Source organism: Seohaeicola saemankumensis (genome assembly GCF_042678485.1).
Lineage (GTDB): Bacteria > Pseudomonadota > Alphaproteobacteria > Rhodobacterales > Rhodobacteraceae > Seohaeicola > Seohaeicola saemankumensis.
On sequence record NZ_JBHTKR010000006.1, the window covers coordinates 346,276 to 370,070 of the forward strand.

The following is a 23,795-nucleotide window of genomic DNA, read 5'->3' on the forward strand; positions in this document are numbered from 1 at the left end:
GACCGATGCGGGTCAGTCGGACGCATGCAAGAGGAAGACCACAGATGCTCACGCGCGCTCTTGACGCAATCTACCGGGCTGCCGGCATATTGGCAGGTGTATTCCTTGTGGCGATCTGCGTGATCGTCTCGGCGCAGATCGTGGCACGACAACTGGGCACGATCATCCCCTCCGCCGACGAATTTGCAGGCTTCTGCCTGGCCGCGACCTCTTTCCTGGGCCTTGCCTACAGCTTTCGCCACGGCAGCCACATTCGCGTGACGCTTTTCGTGCGCGGCTTCAAGGGCCTGGCCGGGCAGGCTTTGCTTTCCCTGGCGCTTGCGACCGCTGCGGGGATCACGCTGCTGCTTGCCTGGCATACCTTGGCCATGGTCTTCGAGAACTTCACCCGCGCAGAGGTGACGTCAGGTCTTGTCCCGGTGCCGCTATGGCTGCCGCAATTGGGCATGGCCGTCGGCGTCAGCCTGTTCGGAATTGCCCTTGTCGAAGACCTGATCCGCGCAGTTGCCGGCCGCAAACCCACCTTCAGCCAGTCCGAACTTCGCAACGAGGCACAAGTGATTGCCGACGACGATCCGGCACATCCAGGATGAGGGCGGCAGATCTTTCCGCGCCACACTGGCCGCCTGTCATCGCGGCAAGCCCCCGCCAGGCGACACGGGGCTTGCCCTGCAGATCCATCGCCTTTGACATCACCCTACCGGAGATATGCGCCCCATGGACCCGAATCTCGTAACTCTTTTCCTGATCGGGACCATGCTCGTGCTGCTCGCGCTGGGTATCTGGGTGGCGCTGGCGCTGATGATCGTGGGTTTTCTCGGCATTGCATTGTTTTCCGGCGCGCCTGCCGGGGCCATCATGGCAACGACGATCTGGGGCCAATCCTATTCATGGGCGCTGACCGCGCTGCCACTATTCATCTGGATGGGCGAGATACTGTATCGCACCAGCCTTGCCTCCAACATGTTCAAAGGGCTTGCCCCATGGCTGAGCGCGCTGCCGGGCAGCCTGCTGCACGTCAACGTGGCAAGCTGCGGTCTGTTTGCGGCGGTTTCGGGGTCCTCCGCAGCGACCACGGCGACAATCGGGCGGATCACCATCCCCGAACTCGAAAAGCGCAACTACGATCAAAGCATGATCGTCGGCAGCCTTGCAGGTTCTGCCACGCTGGGCTTTCTGATCCCCCCTTCGATCATCCTGATCGTCTATGGCGTGGCCGCCGAAGTCTCGATCAGCCGGCTGTTCATCGCGGGTGTTCTGCCGGGGCTGATGCTCATGCTGCTGTTCATGGGCTACATCATGGCCTGGTCGCTGTTCCACCCGGACCGCACACCACCGCCCGAGCCACGCATGCCAATCATGGAGCGTATCCGCGCGACGGCCGGCCTGTTCCCGATGCTGGGGCTGATCGTGGCTGTCATCGGCTCGATCTACGCGGGCTTTGCCACGCCCACCGAGGCGGCGGCCGTGGGCGTTGTGGGCGCGCTGATCCTGTCGGGGCTGTCAGGCTCGCTGACGCGAACCTCGTTCATCGAAAGCGTGGCGGGGGCAACACGATCAAGCTGCATGATCACGCTCATTCTGGCTGGTGCGGCCTTTCTTTCGGTTGCGATGGGGTTCACCGGGATTCCGCGCACATTGGCGGCCTGGGTCGGCTCGTTCGATCTCAGCCAAGCCGAGCTTCTGCTGGCGCTCACCCTTCTCTTCATCGTGCTGGGATGCTTTCTGGACGGGATTTCGATCGTGGTCCTTACCGCATCCGTGATCATGCCGATGGTGCAGGCCGCAGGGATCGATCTGATCTGGTTCGGGGTCTACCTCGTCGTCGTGATCGAGATGTCACAGATCACGCCGCCCGTAGGGATCAACCTGTTCATCCTGCAAGCGATGACACGCCATGACCTGCTGACGGTGGCCAAGATGGCCTTTCCCTTCTTCCTGGTTCTCGTGCTGGCAACGCTGCTCCTGATCCTTTTCCCGCAGATCGCGACCTTTCTGCCCTCGCTCATGACGCGCGGGTGATCCGCAAGGGGACATGACTGCGGTCAATTGGTCGGCCTTTTGTGCCCAGGGACACTGCCGCGCGCGGCTTTAGTCTGGACATGCCCCTTGCGGACCTCGACCCGGCACATGCTATGCACCGCAGTCACCCAAAAGGTTCAGGGTCTGAGGTCCAGCGCCTCGGTCACCTTGTGATAGGGCAAGCCCGCCCTGTCGTTCAGCGCACTGACCTGATCGGCGCTCTCGCCCTCGAAAAAGCACATGCAGCGGCCATCACCCGGCACGAAGGACGAGTGCAGATATGAAACCGGCACACCTTCGGTTCGCATGGCTTCTGCGGTGGCGATCGCAGCCTTCTGCGCGCCTGCCAGATCGCTCATGGCTATTCCCTTCAGGTCGCGTTCAACCATGTAGACAGTCATCTTTCCCTCCATGGATATGTGTGACGATACCGCGATGAGAACAGTTTTCGCCGCGGAACAGAAATGGCGATTGGTCATGGAATAATAACCGACGGTTTGGAACGAAAATGGTATTCTGGGAAGGCCACGGACAATTTTGAAAGGGTTTGGCACATGGAAATGGCGCAGATCCGATACGTTCTGGCTGCGGCAAAGCATCTGAACTTCACGCGCGCCGCAACCGAATGCAACGTCACGCAACCTGCCCTGACCAAGGGGATCAAGGCGCTGGAAGAAGAGCTTGGCGCCACGTTGTTTCACCGCGAGGGGCGGCGCATCCTGTTAAGCGAATTCGGCGGCTCGATGTTGCCGCATCTTCAGCAAATCGCAGACGAGGTGGACACCGCCCGCACGATTGCCCAGAACTTTCGTCTATTGGAAAAAGTGCCTGTTCGTCTGGGCGTCATGTCCACCTTGGGTCACTTGCGTCTGGCGCGGTTCTTGGCGCGGTTCGAAAAGATGCACAAGGGGCTGGAGTTGTCGGTCTCGGAAGGCTCGATCACGGATCTGACCGACCGGCTGAATGACGGCGAGATCGACATCGCCATCATGACCTGGACCGCCCCCCTGGCCGAGGCTTTCCGCACCCATGTCCTTTATGCGGAACGATATGTCGTCGTGTTTCCACCGGAACACAGGCTGGGCAAGCTGAACGCCGTGGGGCTGCGCGATCTGTCGGGAGAGCCTTATGTAGATCGCCTGGCCTGCGAGATGCGAGAGATGGTGATGGCGGTTTGCGAGGATCTTGATGTTGCCCTCTACGCCCGTTTCCGCTCGGAACGCGAGGACTGGGTGCAGGCGATGGTGCTGGCGGGCATCGGATTTGCCTTCATGCCTGAATATTCGGTCACCCTGCCCGGCCTGTTGCAACGCCCCCTGACCGAACCTTCTGTCGAAAGACAAGTCTGCACGGTCACTGTGCCGGGCCGTCGCCATTCCCCCGCGGTCGATGCTTTCCTGCGCGCGACACGCAGCTTTGCCTGGCCCGGATGAAAAGCGGAACCGCCAGGGAATAGCTGACCGGACAACGCCCCTGCATGTGTCAGGTCATTGCGATGCACCGACAGGACTGGTCAAGCGCGGGCATGCGCCCCTCTGCCCTGCGGCGCGATCAATCCGGCGGCTGGGCCTTTGGCATTCCAGCCTCTATCCAGCGGACAATCAGATCAATCTGGCTTGGCGGCAACGGGGTTGCAAGAAATGGCATGCGCGGGGCGCTATCGCCGCGCAACCTCTTGATCAGCTCGCTGCCGAACGGGTCACCGGCCAGGACCACAAGACCATCGACACCGCCCGCCAGGACCGCGTCGTAGCTGTCCAGACGAAGCCCCTTTGCAGCACCATGCGAAGAATGGCAGTTGATACAATTGGTTGAGAAGATTTGACTGACCTCTTCCCACCTTGCTTCTGTCAGGTCTTCGGCAAGGTCTTCGGCAAGGGCCGCCCGTATCGAAGCGGTCCAGATCGTGAGCGCTACAAGAATGAAAATGCGTGTCATGGGATGCGATCACGAACCATTTGGCCATTTGAAAAACAATAGCACATTTTGGTCCTGAAATTGTAACGCACTCAATCACGCCCGGCGGATCAGGTCATATGACCGCCCTTTTCACATCTGAATTTCCCTTAAAAGGGATAGATTCAGCGACTCAACAGGAACCATGCTATAGTCGCCTTCAGGTGTCGGACACAAAACACCGGCCCGACCAACATGGAAGGAAATATCATGAACCGTATGGTGACTTTTGCTTTTGCAGCAACTGTATTTCCGATGAGCCTTGCGGCAGCAGATGTGGATCTTGATCAGCTGCGCGAAACCATGTCGAAATACAAGGATGTAAAAGTCGCATTGGCAGAGGGCTATATCTCTCCCGACAACCACTGTGTTTCAGCCGAGGGCGAAGGTCTTCCGGCCGAATTGGGCGCGATGGGTATTCACTTCATCCAGCCTGCACTTCTTCAGATCACGGCAACCACACCCCGCGTTGACGGCAACTCTACCTATACGGACTGGATGCAGCCGTCGATCCTGATCTACGAGCCGCAAGCCGATGGATCGCTTGAACTGGTTGCGGTGGAAAACCTGGTGTTCGAAGCTGCCTGGAATGCCTCCGGCAATGGCGAACGGCCTGTTTTGAACGGCAGAAACTGGGATCACATGGCGGATGACCCGGCAACTTCGGGCGACGAGGCACATGGTTTCATGCCCCATTACGATCAGCATGTCTGGCTGTTCCGGGACAACCCGATGGGCGCGCTGATGCCGTTCAACCCGAACGTGACCTGTGAACACCACAAGATGTGACGGTCTTTGCCCATGAAAATTCCGTGCTGGCCGCCCGGATCCGGACGGCCGGCAGAGGCGGATCAACGGTCTGTGTGACCGACATGCGTGACGGCCCTGCACTGTCCTGACGGTCGCTGTGGTCTTGGCGGGACCGGCGCTGTGCATCCGCTATTTCCGCGGATTACCCATGGCCTGCTGCCAGTCGCGCGGACAGCGGGTACATTTCGCATGGCGCCGGTATTGAACGCCAAGGGGCTGACGCTGCCAGATCCTGATGGGTGTCTGCGCGGATTGAAACCGCCTTCAATCCCGACGAAGACCTCAGGTGGATATCACTTTTTCAAAACAGATATTTAAGTGATTTTCGACCTGGGAAATATCTGCTTTCCTCTTGGGAAAATTGAGAATTCTCAAACGCCTTTCCAGACTGATCGAGGCTGACAGCGGACGCATGTCCCTGAACGCGGGACTCGATTGCAAATCGAGGATTCGTCCTTTTTTAAGGGGACACAAAATCGCAACGTGTTGGATCAATCACCGCCTAAATCGTTGAATAAAGAAAAAGCGGCGCAAAACCTGTGAATGGTTTTCCGCAACTGACCGAATAGGGCCGATGCCCAGGGCGAAAGACCGGGCCTGGCTGCAGCCAAGCCCGGTTCAGCGGATCAACCCTGGGGACACAGGTCTTTGTAATCTTCCTTTTTGTTGATCATGGCAGGGCCCAAGCGAGACGTGCCTGACCCCGGTAATGGTCGTTCAACCCGTCGCTGGCTTGTAGCTTGCGCGCCCGGCTTGCGCCTTTTTCATGGCCGACATTGCCTGTTTCGCGGTCATCAGCTTCGTTGTGGCGCCGCCCGAAAACGCACCCGAACCGCCAATGATGAATGACGCCGCCGCCATGGTTTCGTCATCCGGCGCTTCGATGATTGCGACCACATCGTCCTGCCCCATGCAGAAAAACAGGTTGTGCAGCTTGGCGCCCATGGCTTCGACAAGCGGGCGTGCGCCCGCTTCGCGATCCTGGGGGGTGTCGATCATAGCCTTGATCGCCTCTGACGTGTAACGGGCCTGGAACATGTAAAACGGCATGGCATGTCCTTTCAGAAAAGTCCCAGCGGTCCAAATTGGAACGCCTGTTCTACAATAGCACATTTTTTGATTTAAATCTTATCGCAACACGTCCCGAAGCCGTCAGCCTGTTCCGGCAGCGCAGGACGCCCTGTTCCCTTCGGCGACGCGGCAGGTGTGCGCGCGCATGCAGCAGAGCATCGATTGCCCGCAATGACGGCGCAAGCGGGATGCAGTGCATCACAGCCAATGGGTGATCGCGAGCGACGCTTGGAGATGGCGAAACGGGGATCGGCTTGGCATCTTGCCAAGCGACAGAACGATCCCGCCCCTTTCAAACCGACGTGACAAACCGGCGTGATCTGACACTGCACAGGTGCAGATGCATAGGCGGTACAGATACAGGGGTGATATGGCGGTGGTGTCAGACAAATGCGAACCAGTCTCTGCAAGGACAGTGAGGCTGTCCCTTATGCCACGCCCAACTGACGCCACTCGGCCAGAGCGGCGGTTCGGTTGAGTTTGAAATTGGGTCGACTTGAGAGGCTGCGTTCATGATTGAAGTGATTGTAGACAGAAGCATGAACAGCGGCGAATTTCTGCAGACTTCGCATGCGCCGGAAGCGGAGCATGGCCCGTTCTCGTCGTCGAAAAGGCAGGTGCGAATTCTCTGCTCGATTGTTCAGCCAACGACCGGTTTCTTGCCTGTGTGCTGCGCCAATCTCCTTCAGCGCCGCTCCGTACGAGCGTAGCAGGTCCGTAACGATCACCTCGGGTCGACCGTGTTTGCGCATTGTTTTCTTTAAGAACTTCAACGCAGCTTTCTTGTCACGTGTCTTTGTGACGAAGCTTTCCAGGACTTCGCCTTCATGATCGACAGCCCGCCATAGATTATGCCGCTCTCCGTTGATTTTCATGAAAACCTCGTCCAGATGCCACCGCCATCCGCTGGATTTCATGCCGGTAATCCGCCGTTTTTGTATCTCAGACGCAAACATCGGACCGAACCGATGCCACCAGAATCTTACAGCTTCTTGGCTGACATCGATGCCGCGTTCGTGCAGCAAATCTTCCACATTGCGAAGGGACAGCGGGAACCGGACATACAGCATGACCGCCAGGCGGATGATCTCAGGGCTGGTTTTGAAGTAGCGGAATGGGGAGCGTTTTGTCATCTCGGCAAGCTATGAAACCGCCGTGCCCGTCTCAAGCTGGTTTCCTCTGACAAGACCGGCTCACGAGTGTAGCGCTAGCGTTTTTACCGCTAAGCATGCCGGTTGGACTATTTAACAAAGCCAATGGCCCGACCATAAATGCCGGGCCATGCCAATGTCAGCTCCAATGGGCGACGGAACGCTTTTCAAAACTTTCGCGGAACTGTCTTGTTGAATTGGGCATCAGTTCGCCCGTTCCCCAGTCAAGGATGACCGCGTATTTGCGCACCGCATCCATCTCGTCGATCTCGCCCTTCCGATACATGTTCGAGACGATCTCGGGATCCATCCGCGCCCAAGCAACGCGGTTTGCGCGGATATGCGCCCGAGCCTTTTCAGTAGCGGCCAGGTCGATCTCATACTCCAGCATATCGGCGTCGATCACCTTGATCACCACGCCATAATCGAGTTCGGCGCGCTTCACCGAGACATACTCGTCGATCACATCCTGGCGGACACGTTCGGGATCGCGTTCCATCGGATCGCCATAGCCGCCTCCGCCCGCGGTGGGACGGGTGAACTTATCGCCGCTCTTGATCTTGTAGTTCGAGAACACCGAGCCCAGCCACTTCTCCTCGCCGGTGTCGGCATGCTGGATCATCAGACCGTGCGGCATCGACGGCAGCCCGCCCTCGACACCCCAAACCACGGCGCGTTCCCGGTCGCAGATATAGGACATGACGGTGTTATCCGCCTCCAGCAAGGTTGACGCCTTGATCACGCCTGCACCGCCACGCCACTTTCCGGGCCCGGGACTGTCCTGCTTGATCTGGAATTCATCCGCACGTGTGGGGTTCACCCGCTCGTTGCCTTCCGAGGGTTGCGACATCAGGCCGGTACCGAAACAGGCCGTGGTCACGTCGCTACCGTCCTTGCCGTTGCGCCCGCCCCAACCGCCGGGCAGCCATTCGTAGAACATGTAGATCGGCTTGTCCGGCTTGCGCAGATCGTTGCCTCCGGCAAGCAGATATTCTAGGTTGAACGCGCAGGCGATGGCGCGTTCCGGCATGATCTGCGACCACATTTCAAAGATCGCGTTCATGATCTTCTCGAATGGCATCAGAAAGCCGGTGACGGCTACGGGCCATTCGGCGCTGACGACGCTGTTCTTGGGGGCCTTCACCTCGACCATGCGGTAGAAACCGCTGTTGAGCGGCAGGTCGGGGAAGAACGTCTTCATTCCTGCCACCACGGCTGAAAACGTGGCCCCATGCGCCGAGTTGTAGATCGACGAGATCGTCGGATGGCTGCCCTCGAAATCATAGATGATCTGATCACCCTTGATGGTCATCTTGATGTGGATCGGGATCATCCCCTCGCCCGCGCCAGGATCGCGGTCGATGTAATCCACGGCTTCCCAGGTGCCGTCCGGCAGATCAGCGATGCGCTGTCGCACCGCGCGTTCCACATAGTCCTGCACCGCGCCCATGCCCTGGGTGACCTGATCACGGCCATATTTGCCGACCAATCGCTGAAGTTCGCGTTCGGCCACCTGCGTCGCCTGCGCCTGCGAGTGGATGTCACCGATGATGGAGGCGGGATCGCGTGTGTTGGCCGCGATCATGTTCGCCACATCCGCGCAGAACTTGCCCTTGTGGAACAGCCGGATCGGCGTGATCCGCACCGCTTCGCCGAACATCTCGTGCGCGGCGACATTGAACGACCCTGGAACGGACCCGCCAAGGTCAGACCAGTGCCCGTTGGACTGCGAGAAACCGATCAGCGTTTCCTCGTCGAAGATCGGGCGGATCAGGCGCACGTCGCTGAAATGCGTGCCGCCCGCATAAGGATCGTTGATCGCGTAGACATCGCCCGGGTACATGTCGCCCTTGAAGACGCGGATCACGTCCTTGCAGGTATAGTGCAGCGTTCCCACGTGCACGGCGATGTCCGAATTACCCTGGGCCACGCAGTTGCCATCGGCATCGTGCAGACCGTTCGAGAAGTCGCGGTTGTAGATCACGAAGGAATAGCAGGTTCGCAGCATCTGCTCTGCCATCTGGTCTACAGACGTGATGAAGGAGTTCTTGAGAACCTCGAATGTGACCGGGTCCAGATCCTGTTTGGCTGTACTGTTCATGTCTCAGTCCTTCACGCGGATAAGAATGTTCATGTATTGATCGACCTTGGCCGTCGCCTTGGGGGGCACGACGACGGTCGAGTCGATTTGCTCGACGATCGCGGGACCGGTGAACTCGGCCCCTGCCCTCATCTGCGCGCGGTCATAGATCGCGGCCTCGCATTTTTCGCCCTTGAACCAGACGGCGCGCGTGCCTGACGGCTCAGGTGCATGCTTGACCACCTCGAAGGACGGCAGCTTGGCCTTCTGGACCACGCCGGTGGCCTTGACGCCGACGCGGAAGATGCTGACGGGTGCATCCTCGCGGCGGAAATTGTATTCGCGCTCATGCTCGTTGTGAAAGCCGTGCACCAGGTCCTTGGTGCTGGTGATCTGTGAGGGTGCAGACACGGACAGCGAACGCCACTGGCCCTGATACATCATCTCGACCGATCGTTGCAGGACGGTGTCTTCGGGCGCGACACCTTCATGGCGAAGCCGGGCCACCGCTTCTTTCTCGATCTTGGAAAAAGCGGCTTCCAGGTCTTCGGCCGTCGTGGTGGCGGCGTCCGCCATGAAGCTGTCGGAAAAATCGTGCTGGATATCGACCAGCAGGCATCCCATGGCCGATGTCACGCCGGGGTTCGGCGGCACGATCACAACCGGAATCGACAGCTCCTTCGCCACCGCGGCACCATGCAGGGCCCCCGCGCCGCCAAACGCGATCAGAGCAAAATCCCTTGGGTCATGTCCTCGGCTGATCGACAGAAGGCGTACCGCGTTTGCCATGTTGGCATTGGCAACGTCGATGATCGCCTCGGCCGCCTCGTGAAGCTCCATGCCGAAAGGCTCTGCCACGGTTTCGCGAACGGCCTTTTCGGCCAGCGCAGGATCAAGCGTGATGTCACCCCCGGCCAAGCTGTAGCCAAGCCGGCCAAGCACCACGTTCGCATCGCTGTTGGTCGCCACCTCGTTGCCGTTCGAATAGCAGGCCGGCCCCGGATAGGCCCCGGCTGACTGCGGCCCGTTGCGCAGCGATCCGCCTTCATCCTTCCAGGCAAGCGATCCCCCGCCGGCCCCGATGGTCAGCACCTCGATGCTGGGAAACCGGATCGGGTAGCCATATTCGATATACCAGTCCTTGGTCACCGTAGACTCGCCCCGGTATGTCAGCGACACATCCGTGCTGGTCCCTCCCATGTCGAAACCGATGGAATTCTCATAGCCGCACAGGTTGCCGATGAAGCGGCTAGCGATGGCCCCTGCGGCGATGCCGGACCCCGCAAGACGCGCCGCGAAATCCTTGACACTTGCAGGCGTCATCACCCCGCCACCCGAATGCAGCAGCAGAAGGTCGCGATTGTATCCTCCCTCCGCCAGCTTGTCGCTGAGCCGCGAGACATAATCGACCACCACCGGCGACACCACGGCGTTGACCATCGTTGTCGAGAAACGCTCATGTTCGAATATCTCGGGCATGATCTCGGACGAGATCGAGATGTGAACATCAGGCATGACCTCGCGCAGGATCGCGCGCATGCGCACCTCGTTCTCGCCGTTGACATAGGCGTTGATGAAGCACACCGCCACAGCCTTGACGTCGCGCTTTTTCAGGATCGCAGCGACACGGCGCGCCTCGTTCTCGTCAAGCTCCTGGATGATCTTTCCCGCCGCATCTACCCGTTCCTTGACGGTCAGACGGTCCCTGCGGGGGATATATGGTTTGGCGACATCCTTGTAGGTGTCCCACAGGTCTTCCTTGTTGGAACGGCGTATCTCGACGACATCGCGGAAGCCTTCAGTGCAGACCATGGCCACGCGCGGCAGCTTACGGGTAATCAGCGCATTGGTGGCAACCGTGGTCCCGTGCGAGAACATCGTCACCTCGGACAGATCCACCTGTGCGTCAGATACGCCCGTCATGATGGCGCGCATGGGGTCATCCGGTGTTGACGGTGTCTTTTCGATCCGGATCTGGCCGGTATCCTCGTCCATGATGCAAACGTCGGTAAAGGTGCCACCGACATCCACTGCGACTCTCGTCTTCGTCATCTGCTGTTCCTATCCTTTTTTGACGCCCGCCGGATGTGCGAGAGGCACACCCATCCGCCTGCAAAACAGATGCCGGAGGTTCATCGAGCCTTGTTCATTCAGCGGCGCGACGTGCCGCCGCCAATCGCCTTTTCTTGCGTGTTTCGGACGGCGTGCAGCCGAACCTGTTGCGGTAGTGCTTGCAGAACTGGGCATGATCGTAAAAGCCCCACTTGTGCGCGATCTGCGCCATCGTGGAGGTGTCATGCACCATCTCCAGCGTCTCGTGACAGCGGGTCAGGCGCTTGTCGCGGATGTAGCCGGCGACCGAGCAATCATTCTCGGCGAACAGCCCCTGAAGATAACGCAGGGATATGCCGCAAGATTCCGCAACCATCAGGGGACCCAGGTTCGGGTTCGCCAGATTGTCGCGGATGAATTGTTCAGCACGCTGAAGATGCGCAGCACGGATGGTCGACACCGAACTGTCAAGGATGCGGTCATCGCTGCGCATGGACAGGCAAAGCAGGTCCAGCAGATGTTGCCCGGCCATTTCCCGCGCGGCGTCGTTGATGGCATCGATGCTCTCGATGGTGTTGCGCACGGCGCCGACAAAATAGGACCCGATCCCGGATCTGGCATCGAAGGTCAGCGCGCTTAACCGTTCAGTAGGTCCGAGGCGCGCCTGCACGCTGGCCGTGGGCACCTTCAGCACCCAAAGCTTGTTGCGCTGGCTATGAGAAAATTCGTAAGGCATGTCGCCCTGTTCGACCAGGAAACCGCCAGGTCCGCAGCTGGTCTGACGCGACGCCTGGTGAAAATGCACCTCGGCGGCATGCGGGATCGTGATCAGCAGACTGTTGTCTTTTTCCTCTTTGAAATGGCTCTTGTTGCGTCTGTACATGACGCTGTCGCATTCCATCTCGGACAGCCCCATGACCCCGAGTCCCCAGGATTTCAGAGAGCCCCTGAACCGAACCGCATCCCGGCATGCGACGGACAGCGGGAAATAGGTCTCCGAGATTGTCCGGGACCAGACCTTGTTCTTGTCGACGGCATCACACTGGTCGGTAGAAAAATACATCCTTTCCTCCTGTCGGACGGTTTTTTCGCACACACCGGCCTTTGTACCTTGGGTTCAACTCTACCCCATGCCCCGAGGTGAAATAGGCGATTTGCGCACAAAAGTTTGGATCGCGCGTTCGCTACTGGCTGGCGTTCTGCAGAAACTCCACTTCGATGAAGGCGAATCCGAAATCGTTCCCGCTGAGCACGTCATGCTCCACGCCAAGATCTCGGAAATAAGGCACCCCGGCCTTCAGCTCTGATCGGGTGATGGCGCCATTCGCGTCCCTGATCTCCAGAACGCCATCCTGAATCGGCACGACAACATAGTCATAGGCGTGCCTGTGCCAGCCGGTGTTGTCGCCACGCTTGGGAAAATACCATTGGGTCACACGGGTCCGTTCGTTTTCGATCAGCACCGTCGGAACCGCGGAACCCGTTTTGGCTGCATCACACATTGCTTGTCGTTTCCCCATCCAGGACTTTCGCCAACCGCGCCCGCGATCGCGTCGAAAGGCATCGCCAAAGTCCAAGCATTGCTTGAACTGGATCCATGCTAGCCATCCAAATGCCTGCCGTCGAATGTTTTGGTGGCAGCTTACCAGACGAATGTTCGTTCATCAGAGCGACAGGGAATAGCGGCACCGGGCCTGTCGGCTAAGGTCAGGTCTGTCCGCAAAGGGCGGCGCACTGCCGCCCGATTTCTCAGGCGAGCAGTGCAATGACGACAGGCAGCGTGATTGCGGAAAAAGCCGTACCATAGAGCACCGTGCGCGCGGCCAGTGGAACGCTGATGCCTTCCGCCCGCGCCATGACATAGACATTCGCGGCCGGGGGCAGCGCCCCCATGATGATGGCCGTCGCGACCCACACCGGATCGAAGCCGGACACCACCATAAAGGCCAGCGCCACGGCAAGCGGATGACCGATCAGCTTGATCGCAAGGCAGGCGCCAAGCCGTGTCCCCACCTGTCCGCCCCGGTTACGCGCCAGCGTCAGGCCAAGCGAAAACAGGGCCGCAGGTGCCGCGGCATGCTGGAAGCCGGTCAGCGGCGTGTCCAGAAAGTCAGGCAGCGTCCAACCCGTTCTGGCAAACAGCAACGCTGCCAGCGTGGCAAGGATGAAAGGATGGGTTACGACCTTTTTCAGAGACTGCAAGATTCGCAGCATCCCGCGAGAACCGCTGGCGATCATTGCGGGCCATATCGTGAAGATCAGCAGAACATCAGCGCAAAAGACAAAAGCCGCAGGCGCACCGGCCGCCGGACCAAGAACCGCCACCGTCAGCGCCGGCCCCATGTAGCCGATATTCGAATAGCTGGCCGCCAGGCCGAATACCGCGGGATGATCATCGGTCCTGTTCGCGCGCCCGATCAGCCAGCCCAGCAGAAACATCAGCCCGGTCATGGCGGTGGTCACGGCCAGAAAGCCAAGCAGGCTTGCGGCACCGGGTGGAACAACCCGCACGGATTGAAACAGCAAGGCGGGCAAGGCCAGGTAAAAGATGAACGCATCCAGCCAACGCTGCTGCTCGGCGCCGTGGCGCAGCAGGATCTGGGCTGCAACACCGGCAAGGATATAAAGGAAAAAGGGCGCGATCAGCCCAAGCCCGACAATCATGGAGCGGCTCTGGGCAAGCCGGAGATCGGGCGGCGCGGGTCTGTGCAACGGATGATCATGGCGCAAGTCTATCGTCGATGCGCCGCCACGGCACAAGTGCGGTCAAATCAGAATTGCAACTTGGGCGACAGGAAGGCCGAGGTAAAATAGGACTTCAGCGCCTTCATCGCCGGCGTCAGCGCTATGGCACGGCTGAAAGCCAGGCCCACATCCATCGTGGGAACCTCGACATCTGTTGACACGGTTTCGATGCGCCGCCCCTCCAGCGACCAGGGTCGGTAGACCATGTCGGACAGGATCGTGACGCCCTGCCCGTTGGCGACAAGCGAGCGCACGGCCTCGACCGAAGAGGTGCGCAGCTTGATATTCGGATGAGCGTTGTGGCGGTTCCAGTATTTCATGCTGGAATGCGCCGCCTCGTCCACCGTCAGCATCACATATGGCTCCTTGGCGATCCGGTTCAGCGACACCTCGCCGCCATCGCAGAAAGCATGACCCGCAGGCACCCAGACGCGCCGGGGCGATTTCAGCAGCGTCACCGTCTCGATACCCTCGCGGTGAATATTGGAGGTCAGCGCGACAGCCATGTCGATCTGGCCGCGCAACAACTGCTCCTCGATGCTTTGGCGGTTCAACTCGACGATGCGGATGTCGATGCGCGGATAAAGCTGGGCCAACCGCCCCAGATGATAGGGCAGGAAATAACCGATCACCGTATAACTGGCCGCGACCGTCAGCGTGCCAGCGATATCCGAGGTGCCACGTTCGATCTGATGCGCGGCATCCACTTTTTCCAGAATATCACGAGCCACCTGCAGGAATTCGCGGCCAGCCTTGGTCAATTCCATGCCCTGCGCCCGCCGCTCGAACAGCGTGACGCCTAGAATTGCCTCAAGTTCGCGCACGGATCCAGTGACGGAAGATTGCGAAATAGACAGCAGCTTGGCCGCGCGACTGACCTGTCCAGTCTCGGCGGTGGCAACAAAGTACTTCAAGTGTTTGAAATTCATCAGCTATCCCGGATCTTCAGCCACAGACGTCGCACGTTATCGGAAAAATCGATAATGCATCAATGAAAAAATGAAATATCAATTTTGTTCCGAGATGCGATGGTATGTCGAAACCAACAGAAGGACGTGACCATGAAAGAAGCAGTCGATCTGAATTGCGACATGGGCGAGGGTTTCGGCCAGTGGGTTCTGGGCGACGCGCCGGACGATGAAATCATGCAGATCATCAGTTCGGCCAATATCGCCGCAGGTTTCCATGCTGGCGACCCCAACTCGATGGACCGCGTCGTCAAACTTGCACAGGCGCATGGTGTGGGTCTGGGGGCGCATCCGGGTTATGCGGATCTGCAGGGCTTCGGACGTCGCTACATCAAGACGGATCCGGCAGAACTGCTGAACGATATCGTCTACCAGATCGGGGCCATCCGCGAATTCGGGCGTCGGCACGGCGCACCGTTGCAGCATGTCAAGCTGCATGGCGCGCTTTACATGGAAGCGGCGGTGAACGAGGACCTGTCACAAATGCTGGTCGACACGCTTCAGACCACCAGCCCCGACTCGCTGCTGTTCTGCATGGGCATCTCCAAGACCTATGCCGCGGCAAAGCGGGCCGGCCACCCGGTGATCCGCGAATTCTATGCCGACCGGGACTACGACAATTCGGGCTCCATCGTGTTCCGGCGTCAGGTCGGCCGTCCCGACCCCGCGCAGATCGCTGAAAAATGCGTGAAAGCCTGCAAAACGGGCAAGGTCACCACGGTCGAAGGCGACGAGATCGACATCGCGTTCGAATCCATCTGCTTTCATTCGGACACGCCGGGTGCACTGGTCATGGGACAGGCCATCCGCGCCGGCCTTCAGGACGCGGGCATCCGGATCGCCACCGCGGCGGAAATCGCGAAAACGCTCTGATCACATCACCCAAGCAGGAGACCAACATGGCACAGGTTCTTTCCCCCGTTCCCGGCACATTCTACACCCAGGCGGCACCGGGCGAGCCACTGTTCAAGAAGCCCGGCGATCCTGTCGCAGAAGGGGACATCATCGGTTTGATCGAGGTGATGAAGACTTTTATCGACGTCAAGGCCGAGACCTCGGGCACCTTCAAAGGCTATCTGGCGGAGGATGGCGCGGCGATCAGCGCAGGTGAGCCCCTGGCAGAGATCGGGGCCTGAGACATGCCCATCGAACGCTTGCTGATCGCCAACCGTGGTGAAATCGCGGTGCGGATCATCCGCGCGGCAAAGGCAATGGGAATCCATACCATCCAGGCCCATTCCGAAGCCGACGCCGATATGCTGGCGGTGCGCATGGCGGACGAATCCATCTGCATAGGACCTGCGCCGGCGGCTCAGTCCTATCTTAACGTCGATGCTGTGGTCGCGGCGGCCAAGGCCTCGCGGGCAGATGCCGTTCACCCCGGTTACGGCTTCATGGCAGAGAACGCAGGCTTTGTGCGCGCGCTGGATGCCGCGGGCATCACCTTTGTGGGCCCCTCAGCCGATACCATCGACAGGATGGGTGACAAGGTGGCGGCGCGTCAGGCCGCCGAAGCGGCCGGTGTGCCCGTTGTCCCCGGCTCGAAAGGACGGCTGGACACCGTGGAGGACGCGGTGAACGTGGCTGCCACCCTTGGCTATCCGGTGATGATCAAGGCCGCCGCGGGTGGTGGCGGCAAAGGCATACGCATCGCGCAGACTGAAGAGGAACTGCGCAAGATGGCCCCCCAAGCCCAGGCCGAGGCCAATGCGGCCTTCGGGGATGGCGGGCTTTATCTGGAGCGCGCGATCAACGCGCCCCGCCATATCGAAGTGCAGATCATGGGCGACGGAACCGATGCCGTCCACTATTTCGAGCGTGAATGCTCCATGCAGCGGCGGCGCCAGAAGGTCTGGGAAGAGGCTGGTGCGGCCTGTCTGGACGAAAAGACCCGCGCCCATCTGTGCGATACGGCCGTGGCACTGGCCAAGGCCGTGAACTACGTGGGCGCAGGCACGCTGGAATATCTTTACGACAGCAACACCGGAGAGTTCTTCTTCATCGAGATGAACACCCGCATCCAGGTGGAGCATCCCGTAACAGAGATGCTGACCGGTACCGACCTTGTGCAAGAGATGATCCACGTGGCCGGCGGCGGCAGATTGCGCCAGTCGCAACAGGACATCACCCGGACGGGCCACGCCATCGAGGTGCGGCTGAACGCCGAGGATCCGATGATGCAGTTCCTGCCCTTCCCCGGACAGGTCAGTGGCCTGCGCATCCCCGAGGGCGACGGCATCCGGTTCGATCATTTTCTCTATGACGGCTACCAGGTCCCACCATTCTACGACTCACTTCTGGGCAAGCTGATTGTGCATGGCAAGGACCGCGACACCGCGATCGCCCTGATGATCACCGCGCTGGAGGGGCTTGAGATCGGCGGGCTAAAAACGACCAAAGCCCTGCATCTGGCGCTGGCGCGCGACGCATCCGTGCAGGCGGACGAATTTCATACTCAATGGCTCGAACCCTGGCTGGCTGCGGGCAATCTCAAACCTTCCCACTAATCACAGGAGGCAAATCGTGAAGACACGCTATACCTACGGTGGCGACGAGCACATCTATGTCGAGATGGACGATGAAATGTCGCTGGACGCGTTTTTCAAATCCCTCTCGATGAGCAACGCTGTGCGTGACGCCAAGATCAAGGGCGTGACAGAAATCTGTCCCGCGAACGCATCCTTTCAGGTCCGTTTCGACCCTGACGTCATCCACCCTGACGAGATGATGAAGAAGGTCAAGGAACTGGAACACAGGGCAGAGGACGCTGAAAAGCGGCTCAAGACCCGGATCATCGAAATCCCGGTCTACTACCAGGATCCCTGGACGCATGAGACACTGATGCGCTTTCGCGAACGCCACCAGGACCCATCCGGCACGGATCTGGACTATGCGGCCAGGATCAACGGCTTCGACAGCGTGGAAGCCTTCATCGAGGCGCACCATTCGCAGCCCTGGTTCGTGTCGATGGTGGGTTTCGTGGCCGGCCTGCCTTTTCTCTACCAGTTGGTCGAGCGCGAAAAACAACTCCAGGTTCCCAAATACCTGCGGCCGCGCACGGACACGCCGAAGTTGACGGTGGGCTATGGTGGATGTTTTTCCTGCATCTATTCGGTGCGGGGCGCGGGCGGCTACCAGATGTTCGGCGTGACCCCGATGCCGATCTTCGATCCCGAGCAGAAGCAAAGCTATCTGAGCGATTTCATGGTGTTCTTCAAACCCGGCGACATTGTGAAGTGGAAACCGATCGACCGAGCCGAATACGATCGCATCCTGGCCGAGGTCGAGGCAGATACCTACGTGCCGCGCATCGCCGAGGTCGATTTCGATCTTGATGCCTTCAACGCGGACATGCCCGGTACAAACGCCAAGCTGATGGAGGCGCTCAATGTCGCTTAAAGTCATACAACCCGGCCTGTCCACTTCTATCCAGGACCTTGGCCGTCCGGGATATTTCCACCTTGGCATTCCGATCGGCGGGGCGATGGACCGCTTCGCGTTGCGCGTCGCCAACATGCTGGTGGGCAACCCCGAAGGCGCAGCGGGGCTGGAGGTCGTGTTCATGGGTCCCACCCTGACATTCGAAAAGGATGTTCTGGTGGCCGTGACGGGCGCGGACCTGCCACCCAAGGTCGACGGCGTGGTGCAAGAGGGCTGGACCGCATTCGAGGTGAAGGCCGGCCAGACGCTGAGCTTCGATTTCCTCAAGTCCGGCGCGCGGGCCTATATCGCCATCAGCGGCGGGATCGACACGCCCCCTGCCCTTGGCAGCCGCTCGACCTATCCGATCGGTGCCCTTGGCGGCATCGAGGGGCGCAACATCAAGGCGGGGGACGTAATTCCGCTGGGTGAGGCGGACATGATCGAACCAGGGCTGAGCGTTCCTGCGAACCTGCGCCGCCTGCCCGGGAAACCCGCGGAACTTCGCGTTTTGCCGGGGCTTTACTGGCACCGCCTGACCCCCGCCGCGCAGGACGGTTTCTTTGCCGATGACTGGGCTGTCGCGCTTGAGGCGGACCGCATGGGATATCGTTTCAAGGGCGGCAAACCGCTGGAGTTCGTGGCGCGCGAACAGCCCTTTGGCGCGGGCGCCGATCCGTCCAACATCGTGGATGGCTGCTATTCCTATGGCTCGATCCAAGTGCCGGGCGGGCTGGAGCCGATCGTGCTGCACCGTGACGCGGTGTCGGGGGGCGGCTATTTCACGCTGGGGGCGATCATCTCGGCGGATATGGACCTGATCGGACAGTTGCAGCCGCACACCCCGGTCAAGTTCCGAAAGGTCGACATGGCCGAGGCCCTGGCGGCCCGCGCCGAGCGCAAGAACATGCTGGCCGCTGTCCGCGCGCACTTGGGCTGACGGCCGCAAACACCTTTTCCGGTTGCCCGCGTCATCTGCGGGCGCCGGACCGGGGCCACAGGCGGCACGCGCTGACGCGATGCCGTCTTGCACGGCAATGGCCTTTGCGGTCTCATGGCATAGGCCAGAGTCATATCGGGGCCGATCTTGCCTAGCTCAAGGGATACAAACACCCCCATGCCCGCCGATGCGCGCCATTCCCACAAACACGCGGCACCACCGCAAGTGAAACGGCGCGTCCTGCGGGTGCGGGGCACCGATGTCACCCTTCTGGAAGAAGTTCGGAAGATGGCCGTCGCGGACCTAGGATTTGACATCCAGCATGAATCGCTCGACTTCCTGACCTGTCAGCATCGGGCGGCCATGGACCCGTTGAACTACGACATATACGAACAGTGCTTTCACAACCTTGATATTGTCTGGTACTGGGGCGCTCTGCAGCCGATCGACACGCGACGCATCAGGCAATGGGACAATATCGGAGATCTCGCCAAGGCCGGGGGCATCAGCAAATACACCTGGCATGGCCATGGCGACGCCCCGGTGCGCAAGCTTTATGTCCAGCCCGACGGCACACTGGGTCAGCAGCCCATGCAGATGATCAGCATGTTGCCGACCGCCCACAACGTGGACAGTTTCGGCTTTGATCGCCGCCTTTTTGGCGATGAGGGGCCCGAAGGCTCAAGCTGGGCCTGGCTTCTGGACCGGCGCGCGCGCGGGCGTATCGCCCTGGTCGACGAGCCTGCGATCGGCATCTTCGACGTGGCGCTGGCCGCCGAGGCGAACGGCGATCTGACGTTCCAGGATATCGGCAACATGACAGTCGACGAGATCGACAGCCTCATGGCCCTGCTGGAAACGCTGCGGCAACAGGGGTTCTTTGTCGGCAGCTGGGTCTCGCCCGACCAGGCAGAGGCGCTTGTGCGCGCCGACAGGGTATCGGTGCAGAGCATGTGGTCGCCGTCCTATGGCAATCTTGGCGCGATGCAGGGTGTCTTTTGCGAAAGTTTCCCCCGCGAAGGGTACCGCGCCTGGCATGGCGGCGCCTCGCTGGCGCGGCATCTGAGCGGTAGCCAGCTGGACATGGCCTATGACTATCTGAACTGGTGGCTGGCCGGCCCGGCAGGCGCCCTGATGGCGCGGCAAGGACATTACATGACCAACGCCGAAGGGGTGCGCGAATATCTCAGCCCCGAGGAATGGGGATATTGGTATGACGGGGATATCGCCCGTTGCGATCTGAAAGGTCCCGATGGCAGGATCGTGGTCAGGACGGGCCAGCGGCGCCCCGGCGGAGCCTACCGTGAACGGGTCAGCCGTATCGCGCTGTGGAACACGGTGATGGACGAATACAATTACGCCGCACGCGCCTGGAACCGCTTCATCGCATCATTGGGAACGGCGTCGCAATGACCGCACAGCCCAACACCGCTGGGCAGGAGCCCCTCTACGAAACCATCAGCCGGGTCTTGCGGCACAATATCGTGTCCGGCCGCTTGCCTGATGGTCTTGTGCTGATCGAAGGCCCCATCGCCAAGATGATGCAGACCAGCCGCGCGCCTGTTCAGGCTTCTTTGCGGAGGCTTAATGCCGAAGGCCTGATCCACAGGTTCCGGGGTCGCGGTTACCTGGTCGGTCAGGCTTCACGAAACCTGACCCCTATCCGCAAGGCGCTTGATGAATTCGATTTCGACATTCCACCCGCCTCGCGTTCTGCGCTGGCAGTTCGCGGCACATGGCTGAGGGTCTATGACAAGGTCGAGGCAGAGATCGCCGCCTGCCAGATCTTTGGTGAATTCAGGGTGATCGAAACCGAACTGGCAAACCATCTTGGCGTCAGCCGCACGGTGGCGCGCGATGTGCTGAGCCGTCTGAACGAGCGCGGGCTGATCCGCAAGGGGGCCACCTCGCACTGGCTTGCCGGGCCGCTAACTGCCCGAACGCTGCGCGAGAAATTCGAATTGCGCAGCATCATGGAACCTGCGGCCCTGCGGCTGGCGACCGATTTCATCGAACATGCCCAGATCGCGCGGATCTCTGACCAGATCGAGAGCGGCAAGGCCAAGGACGCGGCCGAGCTTGAGGATGCGCTGATGCGCTACTGCCTGGGTCGGGCCCCCAACAGCGCGCTGGTAGAAATCATCAACAACAACCGTCTGCTTCTGTCCGCGATGGACAAGGCCCTCAGCGATCTCGGCCTGCCGGTGGACACGGTCGCGCTGGATCAATACGGAACTCTTTTTCATCTGATCGGATCACGCCAGATCAATGCTTCGACCGAGTATCTGCGAGAGCATTTGCGCATCCTGTCCTACAAAAGCCTGGCCCGGCTCAAGATCGTCGCACTGATCCCCGAGAGCGAGTCGATCCCGAAATACCTGACCAGAGTGTAAAAATGACTTTTGCATTCGATGGTCGTTAGTTTTTTCGCAAAATAACCCAATAACCACGGCATATTTCGACTTTTAGTGGAATTTTTAGGAGATAACTCTGAAAAGATGACTCTTGCTATGAAAGTCAATTAGTCATTTCATACGTTATACATTTTGTGATGGGGCGCTTTCAATGCGACCCGATGCGGGCCACACAGCTCGACCGCGGCCTGCCTTCACAACAAAAAGAGGGCCCTATGACGCAAAGCGACCCCATATTCCGGTTAGAGGGTGTAACGCGCAGATATGGTAATCTGACCGCGCTCGACAGCATCGACTTCATAGCCGAGGACAACAGCTACGTCGCGCTTCTGGGGCCATCAGGATCGGGCAAGACCTCATTGCTGCGCGTGATCGCCGGATTTGAAACGCCTGACACAGGCCGCATCTGGTTTCAGGGGCGCGACATCACCGATCTGCCCGCGCATGAGCGCGGGATCGGTTTCGTATTCCAGAACTTTGCCCTGTTTCCGCATCTGACGATTTTCGAAAACGTGGCCTTTGGCTTGCGCCACGGCGCAACCAAGGTGCCGGACGCCGAGATCACCGAACGCGTCAGGGCCTCGATCGAGATGGTGGGCCTGTCCGGCCTGGAAGACCGCAACCCCGATCAGATTTCAGGCGGGCAGAAACAGCGCGTGGCACTGGCGCGCTCGCTCGTGATGCAGCCCAAGCTGGTACTGCTGGACGAACCGCTGGGCGCGCTTGACGCAAACCTGCGCGAAAGAATGCAGATGGAACTGCGTGCGATCCGCGAAAGGCTGGACGTGACCTTCCTGCATGTGACCGGCAGCGAGACCGAAGCGCTGGCGATGGGCGACAAGGTTGCGGTCCTGGATGCGGGGCGGATCGTTCAGTACGGCACGCCGGACGCGATCTATGACAGTCCTGTGATCTCGGATGTGGCGCTGTTTCTCAACCGCTTCAACCTGTTCGAGGGAACACTTAAGGACGGCACGTTCCACGGTTCTTTCGGGGCGTTGCCCGTCGCCGCAGCGCGGCCCAACGAAACCGACGTCTATGCAATCCGCTATGACCGGACGCAGATTTTCGACGCGGACGCGACCGACCTGCCGGGCCCGGCGCTGCCGGTACGCTACCTTGCAAGCGAATATCTGGGGTCCTCCATCATCTTTCTGTTCGAAACCGCGGATCACAAGACGGTCGAGGTCGATCACCACCTCAGCCTGGGCGAACCACGCGATCTGAACGTCGGACAGAATTACGTTCTTTCATGGGATCCCGCACAGGCGATCGTATTCGGCAAGGAGTCCGCAAGATGAATGCCGCAAGCACCAACAGGCAAAAGACAAACACGTTCCGGCTGCTTGCACCCGGCGTGGTCTGGATGATCCTGTTCCTGGTCGCACCGATCATGATGATCGTCTATGTCTCGTTCTGGACGCAGACGACCTTTGCGATCAACTCCACCCTGACCTTGGACAGCTGGCGTAACTTTTTCGCCTCCGAGGCCTATGTCGGAGCGCTCTGGACCACGATCCGGCTGTGGTTGATCGTCCTGACCCTGACCTTCGTGATCGGCTATCCCGCCGCCCTTTACGTGGGCCTTCTGGTCAAGAGCAAGACGGTCTCGACCGTGCTGCTTGTGCTTTGCGTGATCCCTTTCTGGACCTCGTTCCTGATCCGGGTGCTTGCATGGCGGCCCATGCTGGGCAAGGAAGGGGCCATCAACATCATCCTGCAGAAAATCGGCCTGATCGACACACCGATCGAGGTGCTGCTGTTTTCCGAACTCTCCGTCATCATCGGAATGACGCAGATCTACGTCGTCTTCATGGTGGGCCCCATCGCCTTCATGCTGGGCCGGATCGACCGCAACATCATCGAGGCCGCGCGCGACCTGGGTGCAGGGTTCGGGCGCATCTTCTGGAAGATCATCTTTCCGCTCAGCCTGCCCGGTGTTGTCGTCGGAGCCATCTTCGTCAGCGTGATGGTGCTGGGCGAATTCGCAACCTCCGGCGCGCTGTCCGGGCGCAAGGTGAACCTGCTGGGCAACATCATCGTGACCCAGGTGGGATCGCTGAAATGGGCCATGGCATCGGTTGTCGGGGTGATCCTGACCATCCTGCTGGGCATCGTCGTTGCAGGCTTCCTGCGCATCGTCGATCTGAAACGGGAGATTTGAGT

The 23,795-nt window shown here is 59.8% G+C and carries 23 protein-coding genes; 13 read left to right on the forward strand and 10 right to left on the reverse strand.

Annotated elements, in window-relative coordinates:
* Nucleotides 1-44: 44 nt before the first annotated feature.
* Nucleotides 45-593: a TRAP transporter small permease gene (locus ACFQ3C_RS16385; protein WP_380794017.1), complete on the forward strand. Its 549-nt coding sequence runs from the start codon at nucleotides 45-47 to the stop codon at nucleotides 591-593.
* A gap of 124 nt (nucleotides 594-717) precedes the next feature.
* On the forward strand, nucleotides 718-2,022 hold the full coding sequence (locus ACFQ3C_RS16390) for a TRAP transporter large permease (RefSeq protein WP_380794019.1): 1,305 nt from the start codon (nucleotides 718-720) through the stop codon (nucleotides 2,020-2,022).
* Nucleotides 2,023-2,159: 137 nt separating this feature from the next.
* Here the strand turns inward: ACFQ3C_RS16390 and ACFQ3C_RS16395 are convergent, their stop codons facing one another.
* Nucleotides 2,160-2,423 (reverse strand): DUF4242 domain-containing protein, encoded by a 264-nt coding sequence (locus ACFQ3C_RS16395; protein ID WP_380794021.1) that lies wholly within the window; start codon nucleotides 2,421-2,423, stop codon nucleotides 2,160-2,162.
* Between the two features lie 159 nt (nucleotides 2,424-2,582).
* Between ACFQ3C_RS16395 and ACFQ3C_RS16400 the strand changes: the two genes are divergently transcribed.
* A complete protein-coding gene (locus ACFQ3C_RS16400) occupies nucleotides 2,583-3,455 on the forward strand; it encodes a LysR family transcriptional regulator (protein WP_380794023.1) in 873 nt (290 codons plus the stop codon).
* 118 nt (nucleotides 3,456-3,573) lie between these two features.
* Here ACFQ3C_RS16400 and ACFQ3C_RS16405 read toward each other — a convergent pair whose 3' ends face one another.
* Nucleotides 3,574-3,960 carry a c-type cytochrome domain-containing protein gene (locus tag ACFQ3C_RS16405; RefSeq protein WP_380794025.1) on the reverse strand — a complete coding sequence of 129 codons (387 nt, stop codon included), beginning with the start codon at nucleotides 3,958-3,960 and terminating at the stop codon, nucleotides 3,574-3,576.
* Nucleotides 3,961-4,188: 228 nt separating this feature from the next.
* On the opposite strand from ACFQ3C_RS16405, the gene ACFQ3C_RS16410 reads away from it, so the two are divergent.
* Nucleotides 4,189-4,767 (forward strand): hypothetical protein, encoded by a 579-nt coding sequence (locus tag ACFQ3C_RS16410; RefSeq protein WP_380794027.1) that lies wholly within the window; start codon nucleotides 4,189-4,191, stop codon nucleotides 4,765-4,767.
* A gap of 738 nt (nucleotides 4,768-5,505) precedes the next feature.
* On the opposite strand, the gene ACFQ3C_RS16415 is transcribed toward ACFQ3C_RS16410, so the two are convergent.
* The 8 genes from ACFQ3C_RS16415 to ACFQ3C_RS16450 all read right to left on the reverse strand — a co-directional run bounded on the left by ACFQ3C_RS16415 (nucleotide 5,506) and on the right by ACFQ3C_RS16450 (nucleotide 14,816).
* On the reverse strand, nucleotides 5,506-5,838 hold the full coding sequence (locus ACFQ3C_RS16415; protein ID WP_380794029.1) for a GYD domain-containing protein: 333 nt from the start codon (nucleotides 5,836-5,838) through the stop codon (nucleotides 5,506-5,508).
* A gap of 449 nt (nucleotides 5,839-6,287) precedes the next feature.
* Complete coding sequence (locus ACFQ3C_RS16420; protein ID WP_380794031.1) at nucleotides 6,288-6,992, reverse strand: IS6 family transposase; 705 nt, start codon at nucleotides 6,990-6,992, stop codon at nucleotides 6,288-6,290.
* Nucleotides 6,993-7,149: 157 nt separating this feature from the next.
* A complete protein-coding gene (locus ACFQ3C_RS16425) occupies nucleotides 7,150-9,111 on the reverse strand; it encodes a hydantoinase B/oxoprolinase family protein (protein ID WP_380794033.1) in 1,962 nt (653 codons plus the stop codon).
* 3 nt (nucleotides 9,112-9,114) lie between these two features.
* Nucleotides 9,115-11,142, reverse strand: coding sequence for a hydantoinase/oxoprolinase family protein (locus ACFQ3C_RS16430; protein WP_380794035.1), 2,028 nt, complete (start codon nucleotides 11,140-11,142; stop codon nucleotides 9,115-9,117).
* 94 nt (nucleotides 11,143-11,236) lie between these two features.
* Nucleotides 11,237-12,205 carry an AraC-like ligand-binding domain-containing protein gene (locus tag ACFQ3C_RS16435; protein WP_380794037.1) on the reverse strand — a complete coding sequence of 323 codons (969 nt, stop codon included), beginning with the start codon at nucleotides 12,203-12,205 and terminating at the stop codon, nucleotides 11,237-11,239.
* A 121-nt stretch (nucleotides 12,206-12,326) separates the two neighbouring features.
* Entirely contained in the window at nucleotides 12,327-12,605 is a 279-nt protein-coding gene (locus ACFQ3C_RS16440; protein ID WP_380794039.1) for a cupin, read from the reverse strand.
* Between the two features lie 286 nt (nucleotides 12,606-12,891).
* The gene (locus tag ACFQ3C_RS16445) at nucleotides 12,892-13,806 is read right to left on the reverse strand and encodes an AEC family transporter (RefSeq protein WP_380794041.1); all 915 of its coding nucleotides are present in this window, start codon (nucleotides 13,804-13,806) and stop codon (nucleotides 12,892-12,894) included.
* Nucleotides 13,807-13,913: 107 nt separating this feature from the next.
* Entirely contained in the window at nucleotides 13,914-14,816 is a 903-nt protein-coding gene (locus ACFQ3C_RS16450; protein ID WP_380794043.1) for a LysR family transcriptional regulator, read from the reverse strand.
* A gap of 132 nt (nucleotides 14,817-14,948) precedes the next feature.
* Between ACFQ3C_RS16450 and ACFQ3C_RS16455 the strand changes: the two genes are divergently transcribed.
* The 9 genes from ACFQ3C_RS16455 to ACFQ3C_RS16495 all read left to right on the forward strand — a co-directional run bounded on the left by ACFQ3C_RS16455 (nucleotide 14,949) and on the right by ACFQ3C_RS16495 (nucleotide 23,793).
* A complete protein-coding gene (locus ACFQ3C_RS16455; protein ID WP_380794045.1) occupies nucleotides 14,949-15,728 on the forward strand; it encodes a 5-oxoprolinase subunit PxpA in 780 nt (259 codons plus the stop codon).
* Nucleotides 15,729-15,754: 26 nt separating this feature from the next.
* Complete coding sequence (locus tag ACFQ3C_RS16460; RefSeq protein WP_068289977.1) at nucleotides 15,755-15,991, forward strand: acetyl-CoA carboxylase; 237 nt, start codon at nucleotides 15,755-15,757, stop codon at nucleotides 15,989-15,991.
* Between the two features lie 3 nt (nucleotides 15,992-15,994).
* Nucleotides 15,995-17,362, forward strand: coding sequence for an acetyl-CoA carboxylase biotin carboxylase subunit (locus tag ACFQ3C_RS16465; protein ID WP_380794048.1), 1,368 nt, complete (start codon nucleotides 15,995-15,997; stop codon nucleotides 17,360-17,362).
* Between the two features lie 16 nt (nucleotides 17,363-17,378).
* Nucleotides 17,379-18,254 (forward strand): 5-oxoprolinase subunit B family protein, encoded by an 876-nt coding sequence (locus tag ACFQ3C_RS16470; RefSeq protein ID WP_380794050.1) that lies wholly within the window; start codon nucleotides 17,379-17,381, stop codon nucleotides 18,252-18,254.
* Nucleotides 18,244-19,215, forward strand: coding sequence for a 5-oxoprolinase subunit C family protein (locus tag ACFQ3C_RS16475; RefSeq protein ID WP_380794052.1), 972 nt, complete (start codon nucleotides 18,244-18,246; stop codon nucleotides 19,213-19,215). Before ACFQ3C_RS16470 ends, ACFQ3C_RS16475 begins: the two co-directional genes overlap by 11 nt.
* Before the next feature lie 177 nt (nucleotides 19,216-19,392).
* Nucleotides 19,393-20,628: an ABC transporter substrate-binding protein gene (locus ACFQ3C_RS16480; protein WP_380794054.1), complete on the forward strand. Its 1,236-nt coding sequence runs from the start codon at nucleotides 19,393-19,395 to the stop codon at nucleotides 20,626-20,628.
* Nucleotides 20,625-21,608, forward strand: a complete 984-nt coding sequence (locus ACFQ3C_RS16485; protein ID WP_380794056.1) for a GntR family transcriptional regulator — start codon at nucleotides 20,625-20,627, stop codon at nucleotides 21,606-21,608. Before ACFQ3C_RS16480 ends, ACFQ3C_RS16485 begins: the two co-directional genes overlap by 4 nt.
* A gap of 236 nt (nucleotides 21,609-21,844) precedes the next feature.
* Nucleotides 21,845-22,930: an ABC transporter ATP-binding protein gene (locus ACFQ3C_RS16490; protein ID WP_380794058.1), complete on the forward strand. Its 1,086-nt coding sequence runs from the start codon at nucleotides 21,845-21,847 to the stop codon at nucleotides 22,928-22,930.
* Nucleotides 22,927-23,793, forward strand: a complete 867-nt coding sequence (locus ACFQ3C_RS16495) for an ABC transporter permease (protein WP_380794060.1) — start codon at nucleotides 22,927-22,929, stop codon at nucleotides 23,791-23,793. The genes ACFQ3C_RS16490 and ACFQ3C_RS16495 overlap by 4 nt, the downstream gene beginning before the upstream one ends.
* Nucleotides 23,794-23,795: the final 2 nt, after the last annotated feature.

Excerpts from the sequence above, each read along its gene's own strand:
- ACFQ3C_RS16385 (WP_380794017.1), top strand. The coding sequence starts at position 45 with ATGCTCACGCGCGCTCTTGACGCAATCTACCGGGCTGCCGGCATATTG.
- ACFQ3C_RS16390 (WP_380794019.1), top strand. The coding sequence starts at position 718 with ATGGACCCGAATCTCGTAACTCTTTTCCTGATCGGGACCATGCTCGTG.
- ACFQ3C_RS16395 (WP_380794021.1), bottom strand. The coding sequence starts at position 2,423 with ATGACTGTCTACATGGTTGAACGCGACCTGAAGGGAATAGCCATGAGC.
- ACFQ3C_RS16400 (WP_380794023.1), top strand. The coding sequence starts at position 2,583 with ATGGCGCAGATCCGATACGTTCTGGCTGCGGCAAAGCATCTGAACTTC.
- ACFQ3C_RS16405 (WP_380794025.1), bottom strand. The coding sequence starts at position 3,960 with ATGACACGCATTTTCATTCTTGTAGCGCTCACGATCTGGACCGCTTCG.
- ACFQ3C_RS16410 (WP_380794027.1), top strand. The coding sequence starts at position 4,189 with ATGAACCGTATGGTGACTTTTGCTTTTGCAGCAACTGTATTTCCGATG.
- ACFQ3C_RS16415 (WP_380794029.1), bottom strand. The coding sequence starts at position 5,838 with ATGCCGTTTTACATGTTCCAGGCCCGTTACACGTCAGAGGCGATCAAG.
- ACFQ3C_RS16420 (WP_380794031.1), bottom strand. The coding sequence starts at position 6,992 with ATGACAAAACGCTCCCCATTCCGCTACTTCAAAACCAGCCCTGAGATC.
- ACFQ3C_RS16425 (WP_380794033.1), bottom strand. The coding sequence starts at position 9,111 with ATGAACAGTACAGCCAAACAGGATCTGGACCCGGTCACATTCGAGGTT.
- ACFQ3C_RS16430 (WP_380794035.1), bottom strand. The coding sequence starts at position 11,142 with ATGACGAAGACGAGAGTCGCAGTGGATGTCGGTGGCACCTTTACCGAC.
- ACFQ3C_RS16435 (WP_380794037.1), bottom strand. The coding sequence starts at position 12,205 with ATGTATTTTTCTACCGACCAGTGTGATGCCGTCGACAAGAACAAGGTC.
- ACFQ3C_RS16445 (WP_380794041.1), bottom strand. The coding sequence starts at position 13,806 with ATGATTGTCGGGCTTGGGCTGATCGCGCCCTTTTTCCTTTATATCCTT.
- ACFQ3C_RS16450 (WP_380794043.1), bottom strand. The coding sequence starts at position 14,816 with ATGAATTTCAAACACTTGAAGTACTTTGTTGCCACCGCCGAGACTGGA.
- ACFQ3C_RS16455 (WP_380794045.1), top strand. The coding sequence starts at position 14,949 with ATGAAAGAAGCAGTCGATCTGAATTGCGACATGGGCGAGGGTTTCGGC.
- ACFQ3C_RS16460 (WP_068289977.1), top strand. The coding sequence starts at position 15,755 with ATGGCACAGGTTCTTTCCCCCGTTCCCGGCACATTCTACACCCAGGCG.
- ACFQ3C_RS16465 (WP_380794048.1), top strand. The coding sequence starts at position 15,995 with ATGCCCATCGAACGCTTGCTGATCGCCAACCGTGGTGAAATCGCGGTG.
- ACFQ3C_RS16475 (WP_380794052.1), top strand. The coding sequence starts at position 18,244 with ATGTCGCTTAAAGTCATACAACCCGGCCTGTCCACTTCTATCCAGGAC.
- ACFQ3C_RS16480 (WP_380794054.1), top strand. The coding sequence starts at position 19,393 with ATGCCCGCCGATGCGCGCCATTCCCACAAACACGCGGCACCACCGCAA.
- ACFQ3C_RS16485 (WP_380794056.1), top strand. The coding sequence starts at position 20,625 with ATGACCGCACAGCCCAACACCGCTGGGCAGGAGCCCCTCTACGAAACC.
- ACFQ3C_RS16490 (WP_380794058.1), top strand. The coding sequence starts at position 21,845 with ATGACGCAAAGCGACCCCATATTCCGGTTAGAGGGTGTAACGCGCAGA.
- ACFQ3C_RS16495 (WP_380794060.1), top strand. The coding sequence starts at position 22,927 with ATGAATGCCGCAAGCACCAACAGGCAAAAGACAAACACGTTCCGGCTG.